At 60.8% G+C, this 19,629-nt stretch carries 22 protein-coding genes; 13 read left to right on the top strand and 9 right to left on the bottom strand.

What is annotated here, in order from left to right:
- Nucleotides 1-147: 147 nt before the first annotated feature.
- The 5 genes from gmk to ACE3OH_RS01335 all read left to right on the top strand — a co-directional run bounded on the left by gmk (nucleotide 148) and on the right by ACE3OH_RS01335 (nucleotide 4,122).
- Nucleotides 148-765: a guanylate kinase gene (gene gmk / locus ACE3OH_RS01355; RefSeq protein WP_374347462.1), complete on the top strand. Its 618-nt coding sequence runs from the start codon at nucleotides 148-150 to the stop codon at nucleotides 763-765.
- A 168-nt stretch (nucleotides 766-933) separates the two neighbouring features.
- Entirely contained in the window at nucleotides 934-1,143 is a 210-nt protein-coding gene (rpoZ, locus tag ACE3OH_RS01350) for a DNA-directed RNA polymerase subunit omega (RefSeq protein WP_374347460.1), read from the top strand.
- A 73-nt stretch (nucleotides 1,144-1,216) separates the two neighbouring features.
- Nucleotides 1,217-3,406: a bifunctional (p)ppGpp synthetase/guanosine-3',5'-bis(diphosphate) 3'-pyrophosphohydrolase gene (locus ACE3OH_RS01345; RefSeq protein ID WP_374347457.1), complete on the top strand. Its 2,190-nt coding sequence runs from the start codon at nucleotides 1,217-1,219 to the stop codon at nucleotides 3,404-3,406.
- 23 nt (nucleotides 3,407-3,429) lie between these two features.
- Entirely contained in the window at nucleotides 3,430-3,633 is a 204-nt protein-coding gene (gene thiS / locus ACE3OH_RS01340; RefSeq protein ID WP_374347455.1) for a sulfur carrier protein ThiS, read from the top strand.
- A 39-nt stretch (nucleotides 3,634-3,672) separates the two neighbouring features.
- Nucleotides 3,673-4,122 (top strand): nuclear transport factor 2 family protein, encoded by a 450-nt coding sequence (locus tag ACE3OH_RS01335; RefSeq protein WP_374347453.1) that lies wholly within the window; start codon nucleotides 3,673-3,675, stop codon nucleotides 4,120-4,122.
- An 11-nt stretch (nucleotides 4,123-4,133) separates the two neighbouring features.
- Here the strand turns inward: ACE3OH_RS01335 and ACE3OH_RS01330 are convergent, their stop codons facing one another.
- The gene (locus ACE3OH_RS01330) at nucleotides 4,134-4,457 is read right to left on the bottom strand and encodes a hypothetical protein (RefSeq protein WP_374347451.1); all 324 of its coding nucleotides are present in this window, start codon (nucleotides 4,455-4,457) and stop codon (nucleotides 4,134-4,136) included.
- A gap of 219 nt (nucleotides 4,458-4,676) precedes the next feature.
- Between ACE3OH_RS01330 and ACE3OH_RS01325 the strand changes: the two genes are divergently transcribed.
- The 3 genes from ACE3OH_RS01325 (at nucleotide 4,677) to ACE3OH_RS01315 (ending at nucleotide 7,323) form a co-directional block, all read left to right on the top strand.
- Nucleotides 4,677-5,462 carry a thiazole synthase gene (locus ACE3OH_RS01325; RefSeq protein WP_374347449.1) on the top strand — a complete coding sequence of 262 codons (786 nt, stop codon included), beginning with the start codon at nucleotides 4,677-4,679 and terminating at the stop codon, nucleotides 5,460-5,462.
- Nucleotides 5,462-5,887 carry a hypothetical protein gene (locus ACE3OH_RS01320; RefSeq protein WP_374347447.1) on the top strand — a complete coding sequence of 142 codons (426 nt, stop codon included), beginning with the start codon at nucleotides 5,462-5,464 and terminating at the stop codon, nucleotides 5,885-5,887. Before ACE3OH_RS01325 ends, ACE3OH_RS01320 begins: the two co-directional genes overlap by 1 nt.
- Before the next feature lie 533 nt (nucleotides 5,888-6,420).
- The gene (locus ACE3OH_RS01315) at nucleotides 6,421-7,323 is read left to right on the top strand and encodes a hypothetical protein (protein ID WP_374347445.1); all 903 of its coding nucleotides are present in this window, start codon (nucleotides 6,421-6,423) and stop codon (nucleotides 7,321-7,323) included.
- A gap of 45 nt (nucleotides 7,324-7,368) precedes the next feature.
- Here ACE3OH_RS01315 and ACE3OH_RS01310 read toward each other — a convergent pair whose 3' ends face one another.
- Nucleotides 7,369-7,617, bottom strand: a complete 249-nt coding sequence (locus ACE3OH_RS01310; protein WP_374347443.1) for a hypothetical protein — start codon at nucleotides 7,615-7,617, stop codon at nucleotides 7,369-7,371.
- A 14-nt stretch (nucleotides 7,618-7,631) separates the two neighbouring features.
- On the opposite strand from ACE3OH_RS01310, the gene trmB reads away from it, so the two are divergent.
- Nucleotides 7,632-8,315: a tRNA (guanosine(46)-N7)-methyltransferase TrmB gene (gene trmB / locus ACE3OH_RS01305; protein WP_374347441.1), complete on the top strand. Its 684-nt coding sequence runs from the start codon at nucleotides 7,632-7,634 to the stop codon at nucleotides 8,313-8,315.
- 132 nt (nucleotides 8,316-8,447) lie between these two features.
- Here the strand turns inward: trmB and ACE3OH_RS01300 are convergent, their stop codons facing one another.
- Genes ACE3OH_RS01300 through wrbA form a run of 5 tightly spaced genes read right to left on the bottom strand, consistent with a single transcriptional unit; the run spans nucleotide 8,448 to nucleotide 11,890 of the window.
- Nucleotides 8,448-9,227 (bottom strand): SPOR domain-containing protein, encoded by a 780-nt coding sequence (locus ACE3OH_RS01300; RefSeq protein WP_374347438.1) that lies wholly within the window; start codon nucleotides 9,225-9,227, stop codon nucleotides 8,448-8,450.
- A complete protein-coding gene (locus tag ACE3OH_RS01295) occupies nucleotides 9,224-9,985 on the bottom strand; it encodes a type III pantothenate kinase (protein ID WP_374347436.1) in 762 nt (253 codons plus the stop codon). The genes ACE3OH_RS01300 and ACE3OH_RS01295 overlap by 4 nt, the downstream gene beginning before the upstream one ends.
- Nucleotides 9,982-10,950, bottom strand: coding sequence for a biotin--[acetyl-CoA-carboxylase] ligase (locus ACE3OH_RS01290; RefSeq protein ID WP_374347434.1), 969 nt, complete (start codon nucleotides 10,948-10,950; stop codon nucleotides 9,982-9,984). The genes ACE3OH_RS01295 and ACE3OH_RS01290 overlap by 4 nt, the downstream gene beginning before the upstream one ends.
- The gene (locus ACE3OH_RS01285; protein ID WP_374347432.1) at nucleotides 10,947-11,294 is read right to left on the bottom strand and encodes a DUF2069 domain-containing protein; all 348 of its coding nucleotides are present in this window, start codon (nucleotides 11,292-11,294) and stop codon (nucleotides 10,947-10,949) included. Before ACE3OH_RS01285 ends, ACE3OH_RS01290 begins: the two co-directional genes overlap by 4 nt.
- Nucleotides 11,291-11,890: an NAD(P)H:quinone oxidoreductase gene (gene wrbA / locus ACE3OH_RS01280; RefSeq protein ID WP_374347430.1), complete on the bottom strand. Its 600-nt coding sequence runs from the start codon at nucleotides 11,888-11,890 to the stop codon at nucleotides 11,291-11,293. Before wrbA ends, ACE3OH_RS01285 begins: the two co-directional genes overlap by 4 nt.
- A gap of 127 nt (nucleotides 11,891-12,017) precedes the next feature.
- Between wrbA and ACE3OH_RS01275 the strand changes: the two genes are divergently transcribed.
- Nucleotides 12,018-13,247, top strand: a complete 1,230-nt coding sequence (locus tag ACE3OH_RS01275; RefSeq protein WP_374347428.1) for a YihY family inner membrane protein — start codon at nucleotides 12,018-12,020, stop codon at nucleotides 13,245-13,247.
- Here ACE3OH_RS01275 and ACE3OH_RS01270 read toward each other — a convergent pair.
- Together ACE3OH_RS01270 and bioA are read right to left on the bottom strand one after the other, a co-directional pair.
- A complete protein-coding gene (locus ACE3OH_RS01270; protein ID WP_374347425.1) occupies nucleotides 13,241-14,827 on the bottom strand; it encodes a hypothetical protein in 1,587 nt (528 codons plus the stop codon). The genes ACE3OH_RS01275 and ACE3OH_RS01270 overlap by 7 nt on opposite strands.
- 65 nt (nucleotides 14,828-14,892) lie before the next feature.
- Nucleotides 14,893-16,203, bottom strand: coding sequence for an adenosylmethionine--8-amino-7-oxononanoate transaminase (gene bioA, locus ACE3OH_RS01265; protein ID WP_374347423.1), 1,311 nt, complete (start codon nucleotides 16,201-16,203; stop codon nucleotides 14,893-14,895).
- A gap of 160 nt (nucleotides 16,204-16,363) precedes the next feature.
- On the opposite strand from bioA, the gene groES reads away from it, so the two are divergent.
- The 3 genes from groES to ACE3OH_RS01250 form a co-directional block, all read left to right on the top strand.
- Nucleotides 16,364-16,654, top strand: coding sequence for a co-chaperone GroES (groES, locus tag ACE3OH_RS01260; RefSeq protein WP_374347419.1), 291 nt, complete (start codon nucleotides 16,364-16,366; stop codon nucleotides 16,652-16,654).
- Between the two features lie 117 nt (nucleotides 16,655-16,771).
- Entirely contained in the window at nucleotides 16,772-18,412 is a 1,641-nt protein-coding gene (gene groL / locus ACE3OH_RS01255) for a chaperonin GroEL (protein WP_374347417.1), read from the top strand.
- A gap of 185 nt (nucleotides 18,413-18,597) precedes the next feature.
- On the top strand, nucleotides 18,598-19,629 hold a 1,032-nt coding region (locus ACE3OH_RS01250), incomplete at its 3' end, for a hypothetical protein (RefSeq protein WP_374347415.1).

Raw genomic sequence — 19,629 nt, 5'->3', positions numbered from 1 at the left:
CATATCGTCAAAAACTGACGGTTGCAGCCATAGCCAACCCATTGTTCTGGCAGCCCGTTCGCAGCCCTTGTCGCTTGGCGGCAAAGTGAGCCGCGTAGCGGATTGTGTTACGCTGCCATGAACCCAACGAATTCAGCGAGATAAGCCATGAGCAAGGGCAAGCTGTTGATCGTCGCAGGTCCCTCCGGAGCGGGCAAGGCCACGCTGGTGCGAGCCCTGCTGGCGGCCGACTCCCGCGTGCAGCTGTCGGTATCCTTTACCAGCCGCGCACCGCGCGATGGCGAGCAGGACGGACGCGACTATCACTTTGTCAGCCGTGAACAATTTGTCGCCATGGTCAACCATGGCGATTTCCTTGAGCATGCCGAGGTGCACGGCAATCTGTACGGCACCTCGCAGACCTGGATCACCGAGGCGATGGCCGCCGGCCAGGACATCCTCCTGGAGATCGACGTCCAGGGCGCCCAGCAGGTTCGCCGCACTTTTCCTGATGCGGTCGGCATCTTCATCCTGCCACCGTCATCCGAAGTACTGGAGCAGCGCCTGCGCGGCCGTGGCACCGATAGCGAGGAGGCCATCCTGCGCCGGCTGGCCAATGCCCGCGGCGAGATCGCCCAGGTCAGCTCGTTTGACTATGTGATCATCAACGAACATATCGACATCGCCGTGCGCGACATCATCGGCATTGTCCGCGCCGAGCGCTGCCGCATGGCCGCTCAGGCCGAACGCCATGCCGAGCTGATCGCCAGCCTGCAAAAGGGCTGAGGTTCGCACCAAGAACGTCACGGCTTGAACCACAGTCAGTGTGAGCCTCGCTTTCGTCCGAGTCCTCCATGTTCCCTGTGGTTCAAGATCTGAGTTTGAAGTGGTTTTTGACTTAGCCGTACGCCGTATTTTTTAGCAAGCAATGCGCTTTTTTCTGGAGCACCCATCATGGCCCGTATCACCGTAGAAGACTGTCTCGACCGCGTTCCCAACCGTTTCGACCTGACCCTGGTTGCCGCCTACCGCGCCCGCCAGCTGGCGAACGGCTCCTCCCCGCTGGTTGAGGCGCCCGGCCGTGACAAGCCGACCGTGCTGGCACTGCGCGAGCTGGCCGCCGGCAAGATCGGTATCGAGATTCTCAATCGCGCCCGCAGCTAAGCGGCCGCGCCAAGGCAAAAGCGGGCCCGGCCCGCTTTTTGTGCCTCTGGCGTGCCAGCCTAGGCTTGTAAATATGATCAGCGCCGCTGAACTGCCGGTACCCGACGAATACGCCACCAGCGTGGCGCGGGATGCGAACACCCTGTTCGCCAAGGCAGCGGCCTATCTGAAACCGGACGATCTGCCCGGCCTGGTAGCCGCCTTCCGCTTCAGCGCCGAATGCCACAAGACCCAGGCGCGGCGCAGCGGCGAGCCGTATATCACCCATCCACTGGCGGTGGCCGATATCCTGGCCGACCTGCATCTGGACGCGCAGGCCCTGTCTGCCGCCTTCCTGCATGATGTGATGGAAGACACCGGCGTCTCCAAGCTGGAATTGAGCGAGCGCTTCGGCAAGCATATTGCCGATCTGGTCGACGGCCTGTCAAAGCTGGAAAAGCTGGAATTCCAGAGCAAGGAAGAAGCGCAGGCCGAAAACTTTCGCAAGATGCTGATGGCGATGGCGCGCGATGTGCGCGTCATTCTGGTGAAGCTGGCCGACCGTTTGCACAATATGCGCACGCTCGATGCCATGCGCGAAGACAAGCAAAAGCGCATTGCCAACGAGACGCTGGAAATCTACGCACCGATTGCCAACCGCATCGGCCTGCATGCCATTTACCAGGAACTGGAAGACTGGAGCTTTCGCTACCTGCATCCGAAGCGTTACGAGGTGCTGAGCAAGGCGCTCAAATCGGCGCGCGGCAATCGCCGCGAGGTGGTGGGCAAGATACTCGACGCCATCAAGCTGAAGATGGCCGAAGCCGGCATCGAGGCCACCATCTACGGCCGCGAAAAACACCTGGCCAGCATCTACCGCAAGATGCAGGAAAAGCAGCTGAGCTTTTCCGAAGTGCTGGATATCTACGGCTTTCGCGTCATCGTCAAGGATGTGCCGACCTGCTATCTATCGCTCGGCACCTTGCATGGCCTGTACAAGCCGCGCCCCGGCACCTTCAAGGACTATATCGCCATACCGAAGCCGAACGGCTACCAGAGCCTGCATACCGCGCTGTCCGGCCCCTATGGCACGCCGATCGAGGTGCAGATCCGCACCCACGATATGCACAAGGTGGCGCAATCGGGCGTGGCCTCGCACTGGATGTACAAGTCCGGCGACGAAGGCTTTGGCGATGTGCAGAAAAAAACCCACCAGTGGCTGCAGTCTTTGCTGGAAATCCAGTCGATGTCGGGCGACTCGGTGGAGTTTCTCGAACATATCAAGGTCGACCTGTTCCCCGGCGAGGTGTATGTCTTCACCCCCAAGGGCAAGATCCTCACCCTGCCGCAGGGCTCAACCGCGGTGGACTTTGCCTATGCGGTGCATTCGGATATCGGCAACCGCTGCATTGCCGCCCGCATCAATTACGATCTGGTGCCGCTGCGCAGTGTGCTGAAGACCGGCGATCAGGTGGATATCGTCACCGCCGCCCATGCCCGCCCCAATCCGGGCTGGCTCAATTTCGTGGTGACCGGCAAGGCGCGCTCGCATATCCGCCACTTCATCAAAACCATGCGCTATGAAGAGGCGGTGCAGCTGGGCGAGCGCCTGCTGGCCCAGGCCGTGCGCGGCCTGCTCAATGACAGCATCGAATTGCCGCAAGACGCCTGGGATCGCTATCTGCGCGAAAACGCGCCCAGCAAGCGCGACGAGGTGCTGGCCGATATCGGCCTGGGCAAGCGCCTTGGCGTGGTAGTGGCACAGCGCCTGCTCACCCTCGCCGGCCTGTTGGCCGAGGGCGAGGGCAAGACCGGGCCCATCCTGATCCGAGGCAGCGAAGGCGTGGCGGTGCAGTTTGCCCGCTGCTGCAACCCGATTCCGGGCGACCCGATCATTGGCCTGATCAAGCAGGGCCAGGGTCTAGTGATCCACACCCACGACTGCCCGCAAATCGTCCGCAACGGCCGCCTCGACCCGGAAAAGCTGCTGGAAGTGGAGTGGGATGTCTCATCCGGCAAATTGTTCGATGTACCGATCAAGGTACTGGCCATGCATGAACGTGGCGTGCTGGCGCAGATTGCCGCCGCCATCTCCGAAGGCGGCGCCAATATCGACAATGTGCGTATGGAGAGCAACCAGGACAAGGGCGACGACTACACCGAGATCGCCTTTACCGTGCAGGTGGAAAACCGTGGCCATCTGGCCCGCGTGATGCAGTCGCTGCGCAGCCTGGAAACCGTGGTGCGCATCCAGCGCCTCAAAGGCCCCGCTTCGCAAGCCTGAATTCTGCAAACAGAGATACCCGCGTGATAACCATTACCGTCAATGGCGAAACCCGCCAGATTCCTGCCGAACTGACGCTATCGGGCCTGATCGAGCAACTGGGCCACACCGGCCGCCGTATTGCCATTGAACGCAATGGCGAGATCGTGCCGAAAAGCCTGCATGGCGGCACGATGCTGGCAGCCGGCGACAAGTTGGAAATCGTGGTTGCCGTTGGCGGCGGCTAGGCCTAGCTCTGCCCCCTCCCACCAATAAAGCCGACCACCATGCGTTCTTGCCTCTCTGTATTCGCCTTTGCCTGCGCCTTGCATGCCGCTTTACCCGCACAGGCTGAGAGCCATTTCGCCCAAACCCTGCAAAGGCACCTGGATGCCATCGACCGGCGCGACAGCAGTGCCCTGTTCGACACGGTGCCGGATAGCGGCAAGCTGACGCTGATCCTGCCCAATGGTCGACTCAGCGATAGCGCACAACAATACCGCGAAGCCATGCGGGACTGGTTGAGCGAAACCGACTGGAAATGGACCTACCAGATAGTGACCCAGGCACAACGCGGAGCCGTTGGCTGGGCCACCCTGAAAGTGGGTTATGACGACGTGGATGAGGCCAGGCAGCCTTATCACCTCGACTACTACCTGACATTGCTATTTGAGCGGCGCGGCAAGCGCTGGCTGCTGGTTCATGACCAGAACACCCGCATACCTCCCGCCAAATAGTCTTTTGCGCCTCAACCGCCATTCGCCTGTTCGACGACTACCCGCATCTCCCGCGCATCGATACGAAAGTGCAGATTCGCATCGCGCCCGACTTTATCGAGATTCTCCAGCCAGGTCGCACCGCCCTGCACCTGCACCGCAGGCGGCGCAACGGGCTCGCCGCGCAACACCACCGACCAGCCCTCCGGGATGTTTTCCTGCAAAGTCGGCAATAAAGGCTTGCTGGTAGATTCGGCGGTAATGAATTCCTTCGGCTTTCCAGATAGCTCAATATTGGTAAATGCATGGGCTTGGCCGGCGGCAAGACAAATCAGCAGTAAATAGCGATAGGGCATGGGACTCTCCTCGAATGAAACTGCGACCGTTATTGGGCGCTGGAAACATCGTCGCAAATCCCCACCACAGCTCGCCGCAGTCATGCGATGAATTCGCCAGGCATGGGCATGAGGCGGCCAAACCTTGGAACAAACCGACCCAAGCCGCACGCCGGAACGACCTGTCACCGCTCGCCTCGGTTAAAATCCTGCCCATTTCCCCCAAGCAGGAAGCCGATCATGAGCAAGCCGTTTCGCATCGCCGATACCGAATACCATTCACGCCTGCTGGTAGGTACCGGCAAATACAAGGATTTTGCCGAAACCCGCGCCGCGATTGATGCCTCGGGCGCCCAGATCGTCACGGTCGCCATCCGCCGGGTGAATATTGGCCAGGATGCCAATGCGCCTAGCCTGCTCGACTATCTGCCGCCCAGCCAATTCACCTATCTGCCCAATACTGCCGGCTGCTACAGCGCCGACGAGGCGGTGCGCACCCTGCGCCTGGCGCGTGAGCTGCTCGATGGCCACAAGCTGGTGAAACTGGAAGTGCTGGGCGACGCGCACACCCTGTTCCCGAATATGAGCGAAACCCTGAAAGCGGCCGAAACCCTGGTGAAAGACGGCTTCGATGTGATGGTGTACTGCTCGGACGACCCGATCATGGCCCGCCAGCTGGAAGAAATCGGCTGCTGCGCCATCATGCCGCTGGCCAGCCTGATCGGCTCGGGCATGGGCATTCTCAACCCATGGAATCTGAAGCTGATCATCGAATCGGCCAAGGTGCCGGTAATTGTCGACGCTGGCGTGGGCACCGCATCGGACGCCGCCATTGCCATGGAACTGGGCTGCGATGGCGTGCTGATGAACACGGCAATCGCCGCCGCGCAAGACCCGATCCGCATGGCCCGCGCCATGAAGCTCGGCGTGGAAGCCGGCCGCGAAGCCTTTCTGGCCGGGCGCATGCCACGCAAGCTGTATTCGGCCAGCCCGAGTTCGCCGACTACGGGGATGATTGGCGGATAATGCAGCTGAAACCACGTTTGCGTGCATCGGGTTATATTCTTGCCGGGTTTTCGCTATGCGCCGCGATCGTTGGAGCAATGTTTGCCGCGGAGATTTCAGAAACTGATATTTCCGCCTGCGCCAAAAACGATCAGGCCGAGCTGGTATTGCTCAGCACTGCGTACTTTGTCCTGGCTATCTGCCTCGGCTATTTAGCAACAAGTCGCATCCGACTGAAGCTCGCACTTCCAAGGCTCGAACCGGTTGTTCGCTATGGCATCGTTTCCGCAAGCTCCACCGCGGCGACCATTGCTTTCATAGAACACTATATCCCGGCGCTCATATTTACCCCGCTCGCGACAGGTCTAGTTTCGATATATATCGCAGCTTTCGATAGCTCTGAAAAAGCCAACATTGCAATCGAAATCCAATCCCCAGAGGCATGATTATGCCGCGCCTTCATATTCGCCTCCATCGCATATTTCACCGCAATTTGGCCTTACGGCCTTCGCCGCAAATCGTATCGGGCAGCTCCACGCCACTGCTGGAGCCTGCTCTCGTCCTGCCCATAGTGCAGCAACAATCATATGCATTGCCTCCCTTATAAGGCACAAACTCATCCCAATCGGGGACACAAGCCCCATCAATCACGCGCCTGCCCAAACCAGTATTCCTGGAGCCCTGCCCGATCGCCCCTCACCTTCTCCCGACCTGGACTGCGATGCTCGGCGCCACCAAGGGCAAACAGGCTCTCCGCGGAAACCATCGGCATTCACTAAAACGTTGACCGTGTTCTAAACCGTTCCGCTTAGCACACGATTAAGCAGCGTTAGCGATGCTTAGCTGCGCGGCAGCGCATCCCGACCTATCATCGTTGCTGCCGTATTCCCTGGGGAGGGGATACGGTGAACGCAGATAGCGCACTTATTGCATACCGTTGGGGCATAGATTGAAACACATATATTGCTTATTGATTTTCATGCTTCAGGCTTTGCCTGGCCAGGCGGCACCCGCAGCAAGCGGTGTGCGCCTGGTGCTATTTTTGCCGGCGGACAAGGTGGCAAATACCACGCTGACCGACAATATCCGGCGCATTACCATCGACCTGCAAGAATGGTCGCGCAAGCAACTTGGCGGAAAAACCTTTTCCATTGCATCGAGCGATGTGGAAGTGTGCAAATCCAGCCTGCCGGAACGATATTTCCAGGCTCGGCCCTGGGATACCATTTCCGAAGAATTAAGCAAATGCGTGCCGTGGAAATATAACGACCCTGACTATACCTGGGTGGTGTATGCCGCAGTACTGCAGCAATGTGGCACCCAGAACAATATTGGTGCCGGTACCACGGGAATTACCATCATGGGACAAGGGGATGTTGACGGCCTGTCTGGCGCCGCCACCGGTGTGAACGAATGCAAGCACCAATGGCAGTTTGAGTTTGATCGCTGGACCGGCGGCCTCGGCCATGAACTGGGTCATGCCATGGGTTTACCACATCCACCCGGTTGCGATCAACAATTGCCAAGCTGCGACCACAAGGCCTTGATGTCTTCCGGCATGTATGACTATCCGAATACCTATTTGCGCGAAGACGATAAAGCCGCCCTGTCGAAATCGCCGTTTTATAGCGTAAATGGCATACGTACCGAAGATCGCCTGTTCAATTGGGCCGAGGCAAGCTATCCCACGCTATTCAGCAATCGTGGCCGGGTCATGCTCAGCGCTGGTGGCTATTACTACCGCGAATATCCGCAGTCGGGAAATTGGCTGGCAATCAAGGATGGCCGGGTCTACGCCTATGGCACGCTGACCCAGGGGCAGGCGCTCGATCTGGGTACGGTGGAATCCTTCCTGCCGCAAGTGACACGCGACGGCTTTTAGCCAGCGAGCGCATCGCCAGCGAAACAACGCATTATCCTGAAAGCTTTATGGACGGCCTGTGCGCAGCCCCGAACCGGGTCGCTGCACCGGGCCGTGCGCGCTTTCAGGGAAGCTCGGAATGAACGCGCCAATCGTGCAGCCATTTCGTAAAAGTTCGATCCGTTCACCGCCGCCTGAGTTCGGGCAAGGCGCGGCCGCCGGCTGGGCGATATAATCGAGGGTAATTGCGCGTCGCCACGTGTCGTGCAGACCGGTTGTTTGCACCTTGGCCTGCGCCGCCCCTTCTACCTTCATAAGACCCACCATTCATGGAAAACCCACAACACCGCCATATCCGCAGCTTTGTGCTGCGCCAGGGGCATTTTTCCGAGGCGCAGACCCGCGCGCTGGAAGAAGGCATGCCGCGCTGGGGCATCGAATTCCGGCATGAGGTGCTGGACTTGGCCCAGGCCTTTGGCCGCGATGCACCCAAGGTGCTGGAAATCGGCTTCGGCATGGGCGGTGCCACCAGCGAGATTGCGGCGGCAAGGCCCGATACCGACTTTATCGGCATCGAGGTGCATGGGCCCGGCGTGGGCAATCTGTACAAGCTGATCGATGAAAAGCAGCTCAGCAATCTACGCATCATCCGCCACGATGCGGTGGAAGTGCTGGCCCATATGCTGGCTGACGAGTCGCTCGACGGTTTTCACCTTTACTTCCCCGACCCTTGGCCCAAAAAACGCCACCACAAGCGCCGCCTGGTTCAGCCTGCCTTTGTTGCCGGCATCCTGAAAAAGCTCAAGCCCGGCGCCTATATCCATATGGCGACCGACTGGGAAGACTATGCAGTGCAGATGCTGGAAGTGCTCGGCGCCAATAGCGAATTGCGCAATACCGCGGATGGTTTCGCACCACGCCCGGACTGGCGCCCGTTAACCAAGTTCGAGCAGCGCGGGCTGAATCTTGGCCATGGCGTGTGGGATTTGATGTTTGTAAAGCGCGGCGCCTGAGCGGCTTGCTTTAAGGGCGAACCCGCCGCCAACACGTGGAAAGCCAGGCAGGGCGAAGCGGGCACGGGCCGCCCTGCCACACCCAATCAGACCCGCCGATGTCCGGCAAGCAACGCGGTTACGTCTATCAGATCAGCACGCCGTGTCGCCGATCGAGCTACCCCGAAACCCCTGGGCAGCCTTTTCCAGCTCGGGCTTGGCCGATTTGGCGACATGCTTCAACACCAGGGTGTTGCCGGCATTGCCCTCGTTTCGTTCTTGCATTTGCGCTGAGCGCACGCCCTGATCGCGGATTGCTTTCAAACGGCGCTCGGCCGAATCGCGGTTGGCAAACAGGCCCAACGAGATGGCGTTCTGCCATTTGCTGCCGTCATTGACCAGGAAGTAATCGCTGACGCCAAGGCTCTTCAGTTCATCAGCCTTGTGCTGGGCCTCGGCATTGCTGGCGCGCGGCGGGATATACACCCAGTAGCGCACTTTCGCCTCGCCCTCGGGCTCTTGCAGATGGGTATCGCCCCCCAGCTTGAGCGAGGCGAGCTTTTTACGCACATTGGGCATATCGTCCGCCAGAATGCCGCGCCAGGCAAAACACACCAGCTTTTCGTCCTTTTTGGCGGCCTGCTCGACCGGCTTGGCCGGCGGGGCAGGTTCTGGCTTGGCTGGCGCCGCCTCGGCGGTTTTCTCGGCCGGTTTGTCGGCAGGCTTGCCATCCACCGCCTTGCCATCAATCGCCTCCGGCTTGGCCAGCTCTGCCGCCGCAGCCGGTCTCACCGCGGCGATGGGCACCAAGGCCAGCTTGCCAGCATTGATTTCCCTCCCCTTCCAGTCGTTCGGGGCGGGCGGCGCATCCAGTCGGGCATAGGCCCAGAAACCCAGATTGGCAAAGACGAGCAAGGCAAACAGCCATTTCATTGCGTGTTTTTCCGGTCGGAAGGAGAAAAGGCCAGGCGGTGCAGGCCATGCAGCACCAGATTATCAACAGTCAGCAAGGCTTGCGCCAGCATCGGCGCCAGCAAGGGCGCCAGTCGCGGTGCATCGCCTCCGGACAGCAACACCCTGACCGGGCGGCGCTGCCGTGCAAACAGACGCATGCGCATCTGCTCGATGGCGCCCACCAGGGCCAGCAAGGCACCGTTGACGATCGCCTCGCCAGTGGCGCGCGGAAAATCGCTCACCTCCCCTTCGGGCAAGCCAAGGTCGGCGGTACCCTTGGCCAGCGCCTGGCGCATCAGATTAAAGCCGGGCACGATCACCCCGCCGAGGAATTCGCCCTCTTCGGTCAAGGCATCCACCGTCATCGCCGTGCCGGCCACCACCACCACGGTGTCGCCCGGTGAGCGCGCATGGGCGCCGATCAGGGCCGCCCAGCGATCCGCCCCCAGCTGGGCCGGATCGCGATAGCCGTTGCTCAGGTCCGCCTGACGGGCCGAAGGCCGCAACCAGTCGATATGCAAGGGGCTGAGCAGTTCCTGGACCAATTGCGCAGTGTGCGGCCCGGCCACATTGCAGGCCAGCGCCATGCTCGCCGGCGGGTGCGACAACAGGGTCACCGCGAACGGCTCCAGCGTGTCGTATTCGGCAACGCCTTCGCACAGCCAGCCATCCTGGCTGGCCAGCGCCCATTTCAGGCGGCTGTTGCCGGCATCGAGCAGCAGTACCGGTTTGCTCAATTTTTTCTCCTCAAGCTGACTTCGCCGGCGTGTACCCGCCGTTCGCCATCATGCGCGGCAAAACGCAGCGCCCCATCATCGGCCACACCGAGCGCTGCGCCATCGAGCACGTCGCCATTGGGCAAGAGCAGGCGCGCGGCCTGGCCCTGCATGGCGTGGCGCGCTTCCCACTCGGCGCGCAGTGGCGCAAAGCCGCCTTGCTCGAATTGCGGCAGCAAGTCGGCAAACTCAAGTAGCAGCGCCGCCAGCAGATCATTGCGATCGCCGGCAAAGCCCAGACCGGCCAGATCGAAAGCGGCCTGATCGAGTCCGGCGCGCAAGGCCGCCGACAGGCGCAGATTCAGACCGATACCGATCACCACGGCCGAGGGGCCCAGTGCATCGCCCGATAGTTCGATCAGGATGCCGCCAAGCTTGCCCTCACTGCAGACAATATCATTGGGCCACTTCAATGCGGCACCGGCAATGCCCAGGCGATCGAGCGCACGCGCCACCACCAATCCCACCGCCAGGCTCAGGCCGGACAAATCGGCCACGCCCAGATTGAAGCGCCACAATAGCGAACACATCAGACTGCCGCCGAATTCGCCCTGCCATTGCCGACCGCGCCGGCCACGCCCGGCGCTTTGCCGCTCGGCAGCATAGACCATGCCCGATGGCGCGCCCTGCTGCGCGGCAGCCATCAAGGCGCTATTGGTGCTGTCGATTTCGTCGAACAGCTTGATATCGAAGTAGCGCGCAGCACTGCCCATGCGTCGCGCTACACCCGCTTCGTCCAGCCACACCAGAGGCCGGCCGAGACGGTAGCCGCGCCCCTTGATCGACTGCACCGGCACGCCCAAGTCACCGGCATCCTTGAGGGCAAGCGAGATGCTGGCACGCGACACGCCCAGCAATTGCGCCAGCTCGGTACCGGAACGGAAGGTATCGTGCGATAGCAAACGTAACAACGGCCAGGGGGTCATGGCGCAGGGCGGCTGAAGCGGGCAAACACCATGGCGCCGGCAAAGATCCAAATGCTCAACGCCACCTCCAGCAGGGCCAGATAGCGCCGCGTGCCATGGTCGGCCCAGCCGCGCATCACCCCTTCGACAAACCAGATCAGGATAAACATGCACAGCCACTGATAGGTATAGCGGCGGCCGCGCATCACGCCGGACAGCGGCAGCAGCAAGGGCAGGCCCTTGATCCACAACAGCGAGCCGCTGCGCAGTGGCGCCAGCCAGGCTTCCCATACCACGCACAGGGCAAACAGCGCGATCAGACCCGCCAGGGTGGCATTGCGCGCGTGGCGCAGCATCGGGCTCATAGCGGCCTCGCCAGCTTGAGCGCGGTTTCTGCCAGACGCTTGCCCATGGCAATGGCCAGGGCTTTTTCGTGCTCGTCGATCGGGCGCCGACCGTCAGCCCCCGCAATATGGCTGGCACCATAGGGTGAGCCGCCGCCGCTGGTATGACTCAGCGCCGGCTCGCTATACGGCAGGCCGATAATCGCCATGCCATGGTGCAAAAGCGGCAACATCATGCTGAGCAAGGTGGATTCATTGCCACCGTGCTGGCTGCTGGTACTGGTAAACACACAGGCAGGCTTGCCGATCAGATTGCCGGCCAGCCAGTCATTCGAGGTGGTGTCGAGAAAATACTTGAGCGGCGCCGCCATATTGCCGAAGCGGGTGGGGCTGCCCAGCGCCAGCCCGGCGCATTGCGCCAGATCGGCCAGTTCCACATAGGGGGCGCCCGCATCGGGTACAGACGGCGCGCTCGCTTCGACCACCGTGGATACCGCCGGCACGGTGCGCAGGCGCGCGCTACAGCCCGGCACCGACTCGACGCCCCGGGCAATCAGCTGGGCCAGCTGGCGGGTGGCACCATGGCGCGAGTAATAAAGAATCAGGATATCGAGCATTGACCTCTTTCGTGAATGGCTCTTGCGATAAGCCGCACTGGCGCGCCGGCTATGCGAGCGACATGGAATCGCAAGGGACGACAGCAATAGTCCGTTATTATAAGGCTTTGCCTCGCCCGCGCCGCTTATGCCCAGCCTTTCGGACTATCGCCACCATTTGATCAGCCGCCTGCCGGCGCCGCTGGACTTTTGCATGTTCATCCTGCGGCGGCTGCGCGATGATCGTTGCCTGGAGGCAGCCGGCAGCCTGACCTTCACCACCCTGGTGGCACTGATTCCGTTTCTGACCATCACCCTGATGGTGGTATCGGCATTTCCGATGTTCCAGGAATTCTCCGGCCACTTCAAAGCCTTCCTGCTCAGCAATCTGGTACCAGACGCTGCCGGCAAGGTGATCAGCGTGTATATGCGCCAGTTCACCGACAATGCCGACCGCCTGACCGCCGTCGGCATGCTGTCGCTCGGCGTAACCGCATTGGCGATGATGGCCACCATAGACCGCACTTTCAACCGTATCTGGCGCGTCAAACGTCAGCGCAACTGGCTGACCAAGACCATGACCTACTGGGCGGTGCTGACACTCGGGCCGGTATTGATGGGCATCAGCCTGTCGCTGACCGGCTGGATCGCCGATCGCGGGCCGATGCTGGCCACCTTGGTCAATAGCGGCTCGGCCATTCTGGCGCTCGCCGGCCTGCATCTCTTGTACCGCGCCGTGCCCAACTGCCCGGTGCCGCCACGCCATGCACTGGCCGCCGCTGCAGCAGCCACCTTTGCCCTGTGGCTGATGAAGAATCTGTTCGGCTGGTATGTGAAGAAATTTGCCTCGTTCAAGCTGATCTATGGCGCCTTTGCCAGCTTTCCGATTTTCCTGCTCTGGCTGTATCTCGTCTGGACCATCGTGCTCGGCGGCGCGGTGATCAGTGCCAGCCTGTCCTACTGGCACGGCCAGGCCTGGCGCAAACGCCAACACCCCGGCCAGCGGGTACAGGACGCCGTGCGCATTCTGTTCAGGCTCGAGGCGGCGCGCTGCGAGGGCAGCACGCCGTCGCTGGACCGGCTGCGCCGCGCGCTGGCGCTAGGGCAGGATGAGCTGCATGAGTTGCTGCAACTGATGCAGGAAAAAGGCTGGGTGCAATCCACCCGCGACGAGGGCTGGGTACTGTCGACCGCGCTGGAGCGCATCATGTTGCGCGAGATGTACCAGCTGTTGGTAACGCACCCCTTGGCGAGCCATCATCCGGGCGACCCGGTCCAGACAGCGCTGGCGCAGCGATTTGCCGGTATCGATGCTTCGCTCGAGATCAGCCTGGCTGAACTGGCGCAGCCGCATGCCGCGCCCGTGCCGGCTCAGTGATTGGCTGTGCCAGTCTGATACTCGAACAGCTCGTAGCCTATCGCCTGCTCGCTCAGCCGTGTCGCTCGCAGAATCAGCTCGACATCATCGGTAAATACGATCAGCTCGCGCATGGGCCCGAACGTGCCGCGCGGTGCCGCCAGCAGCGGCGGTTGCTTGATGGCCGCGACCTCAGGCAAGAGCAGACAGGGCTGAAAACTCGCCTGCTCGTGCGTAATGCTTGGCCGCACCATGGCCGGCTCGGCCTTGGGCGCCAGAATCTGCACACCGATTTCCAGGGCATCGACCTCGGCAGAGGTTTGCAGCCAGCGGATGCAACCCACCATCCATTCCGCCTGACCCGGTGCGCGCACACCAACCATATCGCCAACCCGGTACAGGCAGTTCTGCGGGATCGGCTTGAGGCGCAAGGCGTAGCCCCCCGGACTTTCGTTGAGCACCACCCATTCATCGGGTGCGCCGTAATGACTGCCACCCAGCGACACCGGCCCCTCTCCATCGAGCACTGAGCCATCGAGCACCACCGGCTGCAGCATCGGGCGTGCGTCGTTGATATGGAAGGCAGTCATGCGCATGCCCACCGTCACCGACACCAGGCTATTGGCCAGAATGCGCTGGAACACTCGCTTGGGCGCGATGCTCCACTGCCGGGTGACCCGGCGCAGCAGATCTATCCACGCCTGCGCCTTGGCCTTGTCGCTGGTGGTGGCCAGCTTCAGTTCTACCGAGTGCAGCGCCTTGTGCAGCAATTTCGCCATTTCCATCGTGTCGAGCAAGATGGCATTGCTGGCCTGCACATCGAACGGCTTTTGCCCCAAAAACACCGGCGGCGCATCGCTATCGAGCCGGATCAGAAAGAACCCGGCCGGATTGGGCGTCTTGCCCAAGGGCTGAAATTGCGCAGCCTGACCGTAGCTCTTGATCAGGTCGTTGATCTTGTCGTGCTCGGCCGGGTGGTAGCGATATGGATCTGAGAGCGCCAGTAACAAGATCTGCTTGTAATACCCGCCTATGGTACGCGCCGGCTGGTCGGGCATTTCCGGCAAATCGATCAGCTTGTTCTGGATGGCATGGTGAAACAGCGTATGCACCTCGGACCAGACTCCAGCCGGCACCGGTGCATAACTCTTGCAGCACACCCACATCAGCTTCTGGTACACCATCATCAGCTTCTGGATCAGCTCCGGCACCTGCTTGTTGCCAAAGCCAAACCGCGCGCCAAGCCGCTCCAGCAGCACCAGCTTGTAACCATTGGCCATCTCCAGCTGCAGATTGCGCGCCAGCTGAGCGATCTGCTTGCTCTTTTCCTTGGCCGGCAAGGCCGCCGAGGCATAGCTTGCCTCAAGCGGCGCATCGAGCAGGTCGATGGCTACCTGATAATGCTCAAGCAGCTTCAGGCGGTCGTCCACCGGCAGCTTGACCCGATTTAGTGAAGTGAGCGCATCGAAGATGGCCCGCGCCGACTCATTCAGATTGGCCGGCGGCAGCGACACCAGCCATGCCTTGACGGCCTTGGGATTGGTTTCGACTGAAATGCTCCGGCCGGTAATCGGCTCTGGGACATTGAGGGCAAGCATCATGGGTAGGAAACGTCGATAGCTAGTTTGTTTTTATAGATAGGCAAACAGCGGCTTGTCGAGGCCCATCAACACAGGCCGCTATCGAGCAACTGCGCCAGAGCGGCGAAAACCTGCCCAAGCTCTGCGCTGCTCGCCACATACGGCGGCATAACATACACGGTATTGCCGACCGGGCGAAGCAAAAGCCCGCGCGCCAAAGCCGCCTCAAACCAGCGACCGGCAAAACCCGGCTTGGCATCGATCACATCAAACGCCCAGATCATGCCAAGCTGGCGCGCATGGCGCACGCGCGGGTGATTTGCCACCGCGGCAAACTGTGGCGCGCAGGCGTCAGCCTTGCGGCGGTTTTGCGCCAGCACATCATCGTCGGCGAAGATCGCCAGCACTTCGAGCGCGGCGCGGCAGGCCAGTGCATTGCCGGTATAGCTGTGTGAATGCAGAAAGCCGCGACCGACCTCGTCGTCATAGAAAGCCGCGTAGACTTCGTCGCGGGTCAGCACAGCCGACAGCGGCAGATAGCCGCCGGTAATGCCCTTGGACAAGCAGATGAAATCAGGCCGGATCGCCGCCTGCTCGCAGGCAAACAGGGTACCGGTGCGACCAAAGCCCATGGCGATCTCGTCGGCAATCAGATGTACCTGATAGCTGTCGCACAAAGCCCTTACCCGTTGCAGATATACCGGGTGATACATGGCCATGCCGGTGGCGGCCTGGCACAGCGGCTCGACAATCATGGCGGCAAGCCGGTCCGCTTCGCGCTGGAACAGGGCCTCCAGCGCATCGGCAGCACGGTGCGCGTATTGCTCAGCGCTTTCCCCCTGCTCGGCCAGACGCCAGTCGGGCGACATCACACGATGCGTAGTACGTAATAAGGGCGCATAGGTGGCGCTGAACAGGGGCACATCGGTGACGGAAAGCGCCCCCAGGGTTTCGCCGTGATAGCTGTTTTGCAGGCTGACAAAACCCGTTTTGTCGCGCCGCCCGACGTTCTGCCAGTAATGAAACGACATCTTCAGGGCAATTTCCGTCGCGCTGGCGCCATCCGAGCCATAGAAGGCATGACCAAGGCCGGTCAGCTCGGCCAGTTTTTCTGATAGTTCCACCACCGGGCGCTGGGTGAAGCCGGCCAGAATCACATGCTCCAGCTTGCCCATCTGGTCGAGAATCGCCGCATTCATGCGCGGATTGGCATGGCCGAACAGATTCACCCACCAGCTACTCACCCCGTCGAAATAACGCTGTCCGTCGAAATCGATCAGCCAGGCGCCTTCGCCGCGCTCGATCGGCACGATGGGCAGTCGCTCGTGTTGCTTCATCTGGGTACACGGATGCCAGACGGAACGTCGGCTACGCTCCAGCCACTGCTGATTCTGCATTCTCAACTCCCTTGAACAAACTTGATGCGGCCACTCTTGAAATGGCCAAGCGGCGGCCATATTATTAGCACTCGTTAGCCGTGAGTGCTAACAGCAGATTTCAGAAGTTAAGTAATTTGCCTGTTACGGCATTCAAAACAGATCCCCACAGGAGCAAACCATGAAGATTCGTCCCCTGCACGACCGCGTCGTAATCAAGCGTGTCGAAGCCGAAGAAAAGACTGCCTCGGGCATCGTTCTGCCTGGCAATGCCGCTGAAAAGCCTGATATGGGCGAAGTGGTTGCCATCGGCACCGGCAAGATCATGGAAAACGGTTCGGTCCGCGCCCTGCAGGTCAAGGCCGGCGACAAGGTGATCTTCGGCAAGTACAGCGGCCAGACCGTCAAGGTTGATGGCAATGAACTGCTGGTGATGCGCGAAGAAGACATCATGGGTGTCGTAGAAGCGTAAGGCGCTTTCGCGACGCTTTTTCGAACATCCTCATCCCCGGCCCTTTTCCCTTTGCGGGAGACGGTAGGCGCGCAAAGCCTTCCGCGGGCCGCAGTGAAATGAATCTGGAGAGTTAAAATGGCAGCTAAAGAAGTCAAATTCGGTGATTCCGCCCGTGCCCGCATGGTCGTTGGCGTCAATATCCTGGCCGATGCGGTCAAGGTAACCCTGGGCCCGAAAGGCCGCAATGTGGTACTGGAGCGTTCCTACGGCTCGCCCACCATCACCAAGGACGGCGTTTCGGTCGCCAAGGAAATCGAACTGAAGGACAAGTTCGAGAACATGGGCGCCCAGATGGTCAAGGAAGTGGCTTCCAAGACCTCCGACATCGCCGGTGACGGCACCACTACCGCCACTGTGCTGGCCCAGGCCATCGTGCACGAAGGCATGAAGTTCGTTGCCGCCGGCATGAACCCGATGGATCTGAAGCGCGGTATCGACAAGGCTGTGGTTGCCCTGGTTGCCGAGCTGAAGAATATCGCCAAGCCCACTACCACCTCCAAGGAAATCGCCCAGGTTGGTTCGATTTCGGCCAATAGCGACGAAGATATCGGCAAGATCATTGCCGACGCCATGGACAAGGTCGGCAAGGAAGGCGTGATCACTGTCGAAGACGGCTCCTCGCTGGAAAACTCGCTCGACACCGTGGAAGGCATGCAGTTCGACCGCGGCTACCTGAGCCCCTACTTCATCAACAATCCGGAAAAGCAGATCGCTTCGCTGGAAAACCCCTTCGTGCTGCTGTTCGACAAGAAGATCAGCAATATCCGCGATCTGCTGCCGGTACTGGAGCAAGTGGCCAAGTCGGGTCGTCCGCTCTTGATCATCGCCGAAGACGTGGAAGGCGAAGCGCTGGCTACCCTGGTGGTCAACACCATTCGTGGCATCCTGAAGGTTGTTGCCGTGAAGGCGCCTGGCTTTGGCGATCGTCGCAAGGCCATGCTGGAAGATATCGCCATCCTGACCGGCGGCACCGTGATCGCTGAAGAAGTCGGCCTGACCCTGGAAAAGGCCTCGCTGACCGACCTCGGCCAAGCCAAGCGCGTGGAAATCGGCAAGGAAAACACCACCATCATCGACGGCGCCGGCCAGGACGCCGCGATCAAGGCACGTGTTGCCCAGATCAACGCCCAGATCGAAGAGTCGACCAGCGACTACGACCGCGAAAAGCTGCAAGAGCGCAAGGCCAAGCTGGCCGGCGGTGTTGCCGTGATCAAGGTTGGCGCAGCCACTGAAGTCGAAATGAAGGAAAAGAAGGCCCGCGTGGAAGATGCCCTGCACGCTACCCGCGCCGCCGTGGAAGAAGGCATTGTTGCCGGCGGTGGCGTAGCCCTGCTGCGTGCCCGTGCTGCACTGGACACCCTCAAGGGTGCCAACCACGACCAGGACGCCGGTATCAAGATCGTGCTGAAGGCCATCGAAGCGCCGCTGCGCCAGATTGTTGCCAATGCAGGCGACGAGCCTTCGGTTGTCATCAACAAGGTGCTGGAAGGCAAGGGTAACTTCGGTTACAACGCCGGCACCGGTGAATACGGCGACATGGTCGAAATGGGCGTGCTGGACCCAGCCAAGGTGACCCGCTCGGCACTGCAACATGCCGCGTCGATCGCCGGCCTGATGCTGACCACCGATGCCATGGTGGCCGAGCTGCCGAAGGAAGATGCACCCGCTCCTGGCGGTGGCATGGGCGGCATGGGCGGCATGGATATGGGCATGTAAGCCAGTCCAGCAGCCACGTACAGGAAAACCCCGCTACGGCGGGGTTTTCTTTTTGTATGACATCCGCCCAACATTGCAATTGTCGGCCAGTTGACGTTAAATGCCATTTGAATGTCAGCTCGTCTCGAATTACGTTTATCTCTGAACGACTTCGGTGAATTACCTAAGAAAAGGAATGAACTGTGATGCACATTGCAGCAGTGAGAGAGGGGAGTCGCCAGTTTTTCTACTGGTTGATGGCCCTGACCATAGCATTACTCGCCGCCTGCGGCGGTCCCGGCGACCAGGTCGTCCCATCGGCCAAGTCCGCGTCCATGTCGATATCGATCGACAATGCCAGCGTTGATCCGTTTGTCGCCTCGACGGCCACGGCAATCCTGGTGGATGGTGCAGGCAAGGCTGTCCCCGGTGCACTGATCACCTTCTCCACTGATAGCAATTTCGGCCTGCTGAACCCCAGCGCCGGCACCGCAGTCACCGATGCAAGCGGCCGTGCGCAAATCCGCATTCTGGCCGGCCCTTCGGTTGGCGCAGCATCGCTGACTGCGACCTATGCTCCGCCCGGTTCCACCAGCACCACTACTGCCGATACGGTTCGTGCGGTAGTCAACTTCAACAGCAAGGGTGGCGGCAGCAATTCTGCCCCCCTGCCTAAACTGACGGTAACGATGGATTCCAATGTGGTTGGTGCTGCATCGACTACCGGTGCGACCGCCACCTTGGTCGGCGTAGACGGCCGTCCGATGGCTGGTCAGCTGATCACCTTCAACACGCCGCCTGCCTTTGCCACCTTTACGCCGGCTTCGGGCACTGCCGTGACCGACTCCTCCGGTCAGGCACGCGTAGCCCTCACGGCGGCCAAAACTGCCGGTGGTGCGACGCTGACTGCATCGGTCAACGTCACCATTGCCGGTACAACGCCAGGTACCACACTAACCACGCAGGTCATCAGCACCATCAACTACACCGGCCTTGGCGGTGGCGGCAATACGCCGACCTCGAAGATGACGGTGACTTTGAGTCCAGCCACCATTGATCAGAACACCAACGCTAACGCAGTGGCTACGCTGGTCAACTCCACCGGGCAACCGCTGGCCGGCAAGCTGGTGACCTTTACTACCGATGCCCGCTTCGGCGTAATGAAACCTGCGCTGGGCACGGCGGTAACCGATGGTTCCGGCCAAGCACGTATCACTTTGCTGGCCGGCCCGAATGCC

Source organism: Chitinimonas sp., assembly GCF_041904975.1.
In the GTDB taxonomy this organism is placed as follows: domain Bacteria; phylum Pseudomonadota; class Gammaproteobacteria; order Burkholderiales; family Chitinimonadaceae; genus Chitinimonas.
Note: the sequence above shows the minus strand (reverse complement) of the source record. Positions and strands in the feature narration are given on the sequence as shown.

Bases quoted from the DNA above. Each gene is read 5' to 3' on its own strand.
- gmk (WP_374347462.1), top strand. From the start codon at position 148: ATGAGCAAGGGCAAGCTGTTGATCGTCGCAGGTCCCTCCGGAGCGGGC.
- rpoZ (WP_374347460.1), top strand. From the start codon at position 934: ATGGCCCGTATCACCGTAGAAGACTGTCTCGACCGCGTTCCCAACCGT.
- ACE3OH_RS01345 (WP_374347457.1), top strand. From the start codon at position 1,217: ATGATCAGCGCCGCTGAACTGCCGGTACCCGACGAATACGCCACCAGC.
- ACE3OH_RS01335 (WP_374347453.1), top strand. From the start codon at position 3,673: ATGCGTTCTTGCCTCTCTGTATTCGCCTTTGCCTGCGCCTTGCATGCC.
- ACE3OH_RS01330 (WP_374347451.1), bottom strand. From the start codon at position 4,457: ATGCCCTATCGCTATTTACTGCTGATTTGTCTTGCCGCCGGCCAAGCC.
- ACE3OH_RS01325 (WP_374347449.1), top strand. From the start codon at position 4,677: ATGAGCAAGCCGTTTCGCATCGCCGATACCGAATACCATTCACGCCTG.
- ACE3OH_RS01320 (WP_374347447.1), top strand. From the start codon at position 5,462: ATGCAGCTGAAACCACGTTTGCGTGCATCGGGTTATATTCTTGCCGGG.
- ACE3OH_RS01315 (WP_374347445.1), top strand. From the start codon at position 6,421: ATGCTTCAGGCTTTGCCTGGCCAGGCGGCACCCGCAGCAAGCGGTGTG.
- ACE3OH_RS01310 (WP_374347443.1), bottom strand. From the start codon at position 7,617: ATGAAGGTAGAAGGGGCGGCGCAGGCCAAGGTGCAAACAACCGGTCTG.
- trmB (WP_374347441.1), top strand. From the start codon at position 7,632: ATGGAAAACCCACAACACCGCCATATCCGCAGCTTTGTGCTGCGCCAG.
- ACE3OH_RS01300 (WP_374347438.1), bottom strand. From the start codon at position 9,227: ATGAAATGGCTGTTTGCCTTGCTCGTCTTTGCCAATCTGGGTTTCTGG.
- ACE3OH_RS01290 (WP_374347434.1), bottom strand. From the start codon at position 10,950: ATGACCCCCTGGCCGTTGTTACGTTTGCTATCGCACGATACCTTCCGT.
- ACE3OH_RS01285 (WP_374347432.1), bottom strand. From the start codon at position 11,294: ATGAGCCCGATGCTGCGCCACGCGCGCAATGCCACCCTGGCGGGTCTG.
- wrbA (WP_374347430.1), bottom strand. From the start codon at position 11,890: ATGCTCGATATCCTGATTCTTTATTACTCGCGCCATGGTGCCACCCGC.
- ACE3OH_RS01275 (WP_374347428.1), top strand. From the start codon at position 12,018: ATGCCCAGCCTTTCGGACTATCGCCACCATTTGATCAGCCGCCTGCCG.
- ACE3OH_RS01270 (WP_374347425.1), bottom strand. From the start codon at position 14,827: ATGATGCTTGCCCTCAATGTCCCAGAGCCGATTACCGGCCGGAGCATT.
- bioA (WP_374347423.1), bottom strand. From the start codon at position 16,203: ATGCAGAATCAGCAGTGGCTGGAGCGTAGCCGACGTTCCGTCTGGCAT.
- groES (WP_374347419.1), top strand. From the start codon at position 16,364: ATGAAGATTCGTCCCCTGCACGACCGCGTCGTAATCAAGCGTGTCGAA.
- groL (WP_374347417.1), top strand. From the start codon at position 16,772: ATGGCAGCTAAAGAAGTCAAATTCGGTGATTCCGCCCGTGCCCGCATG.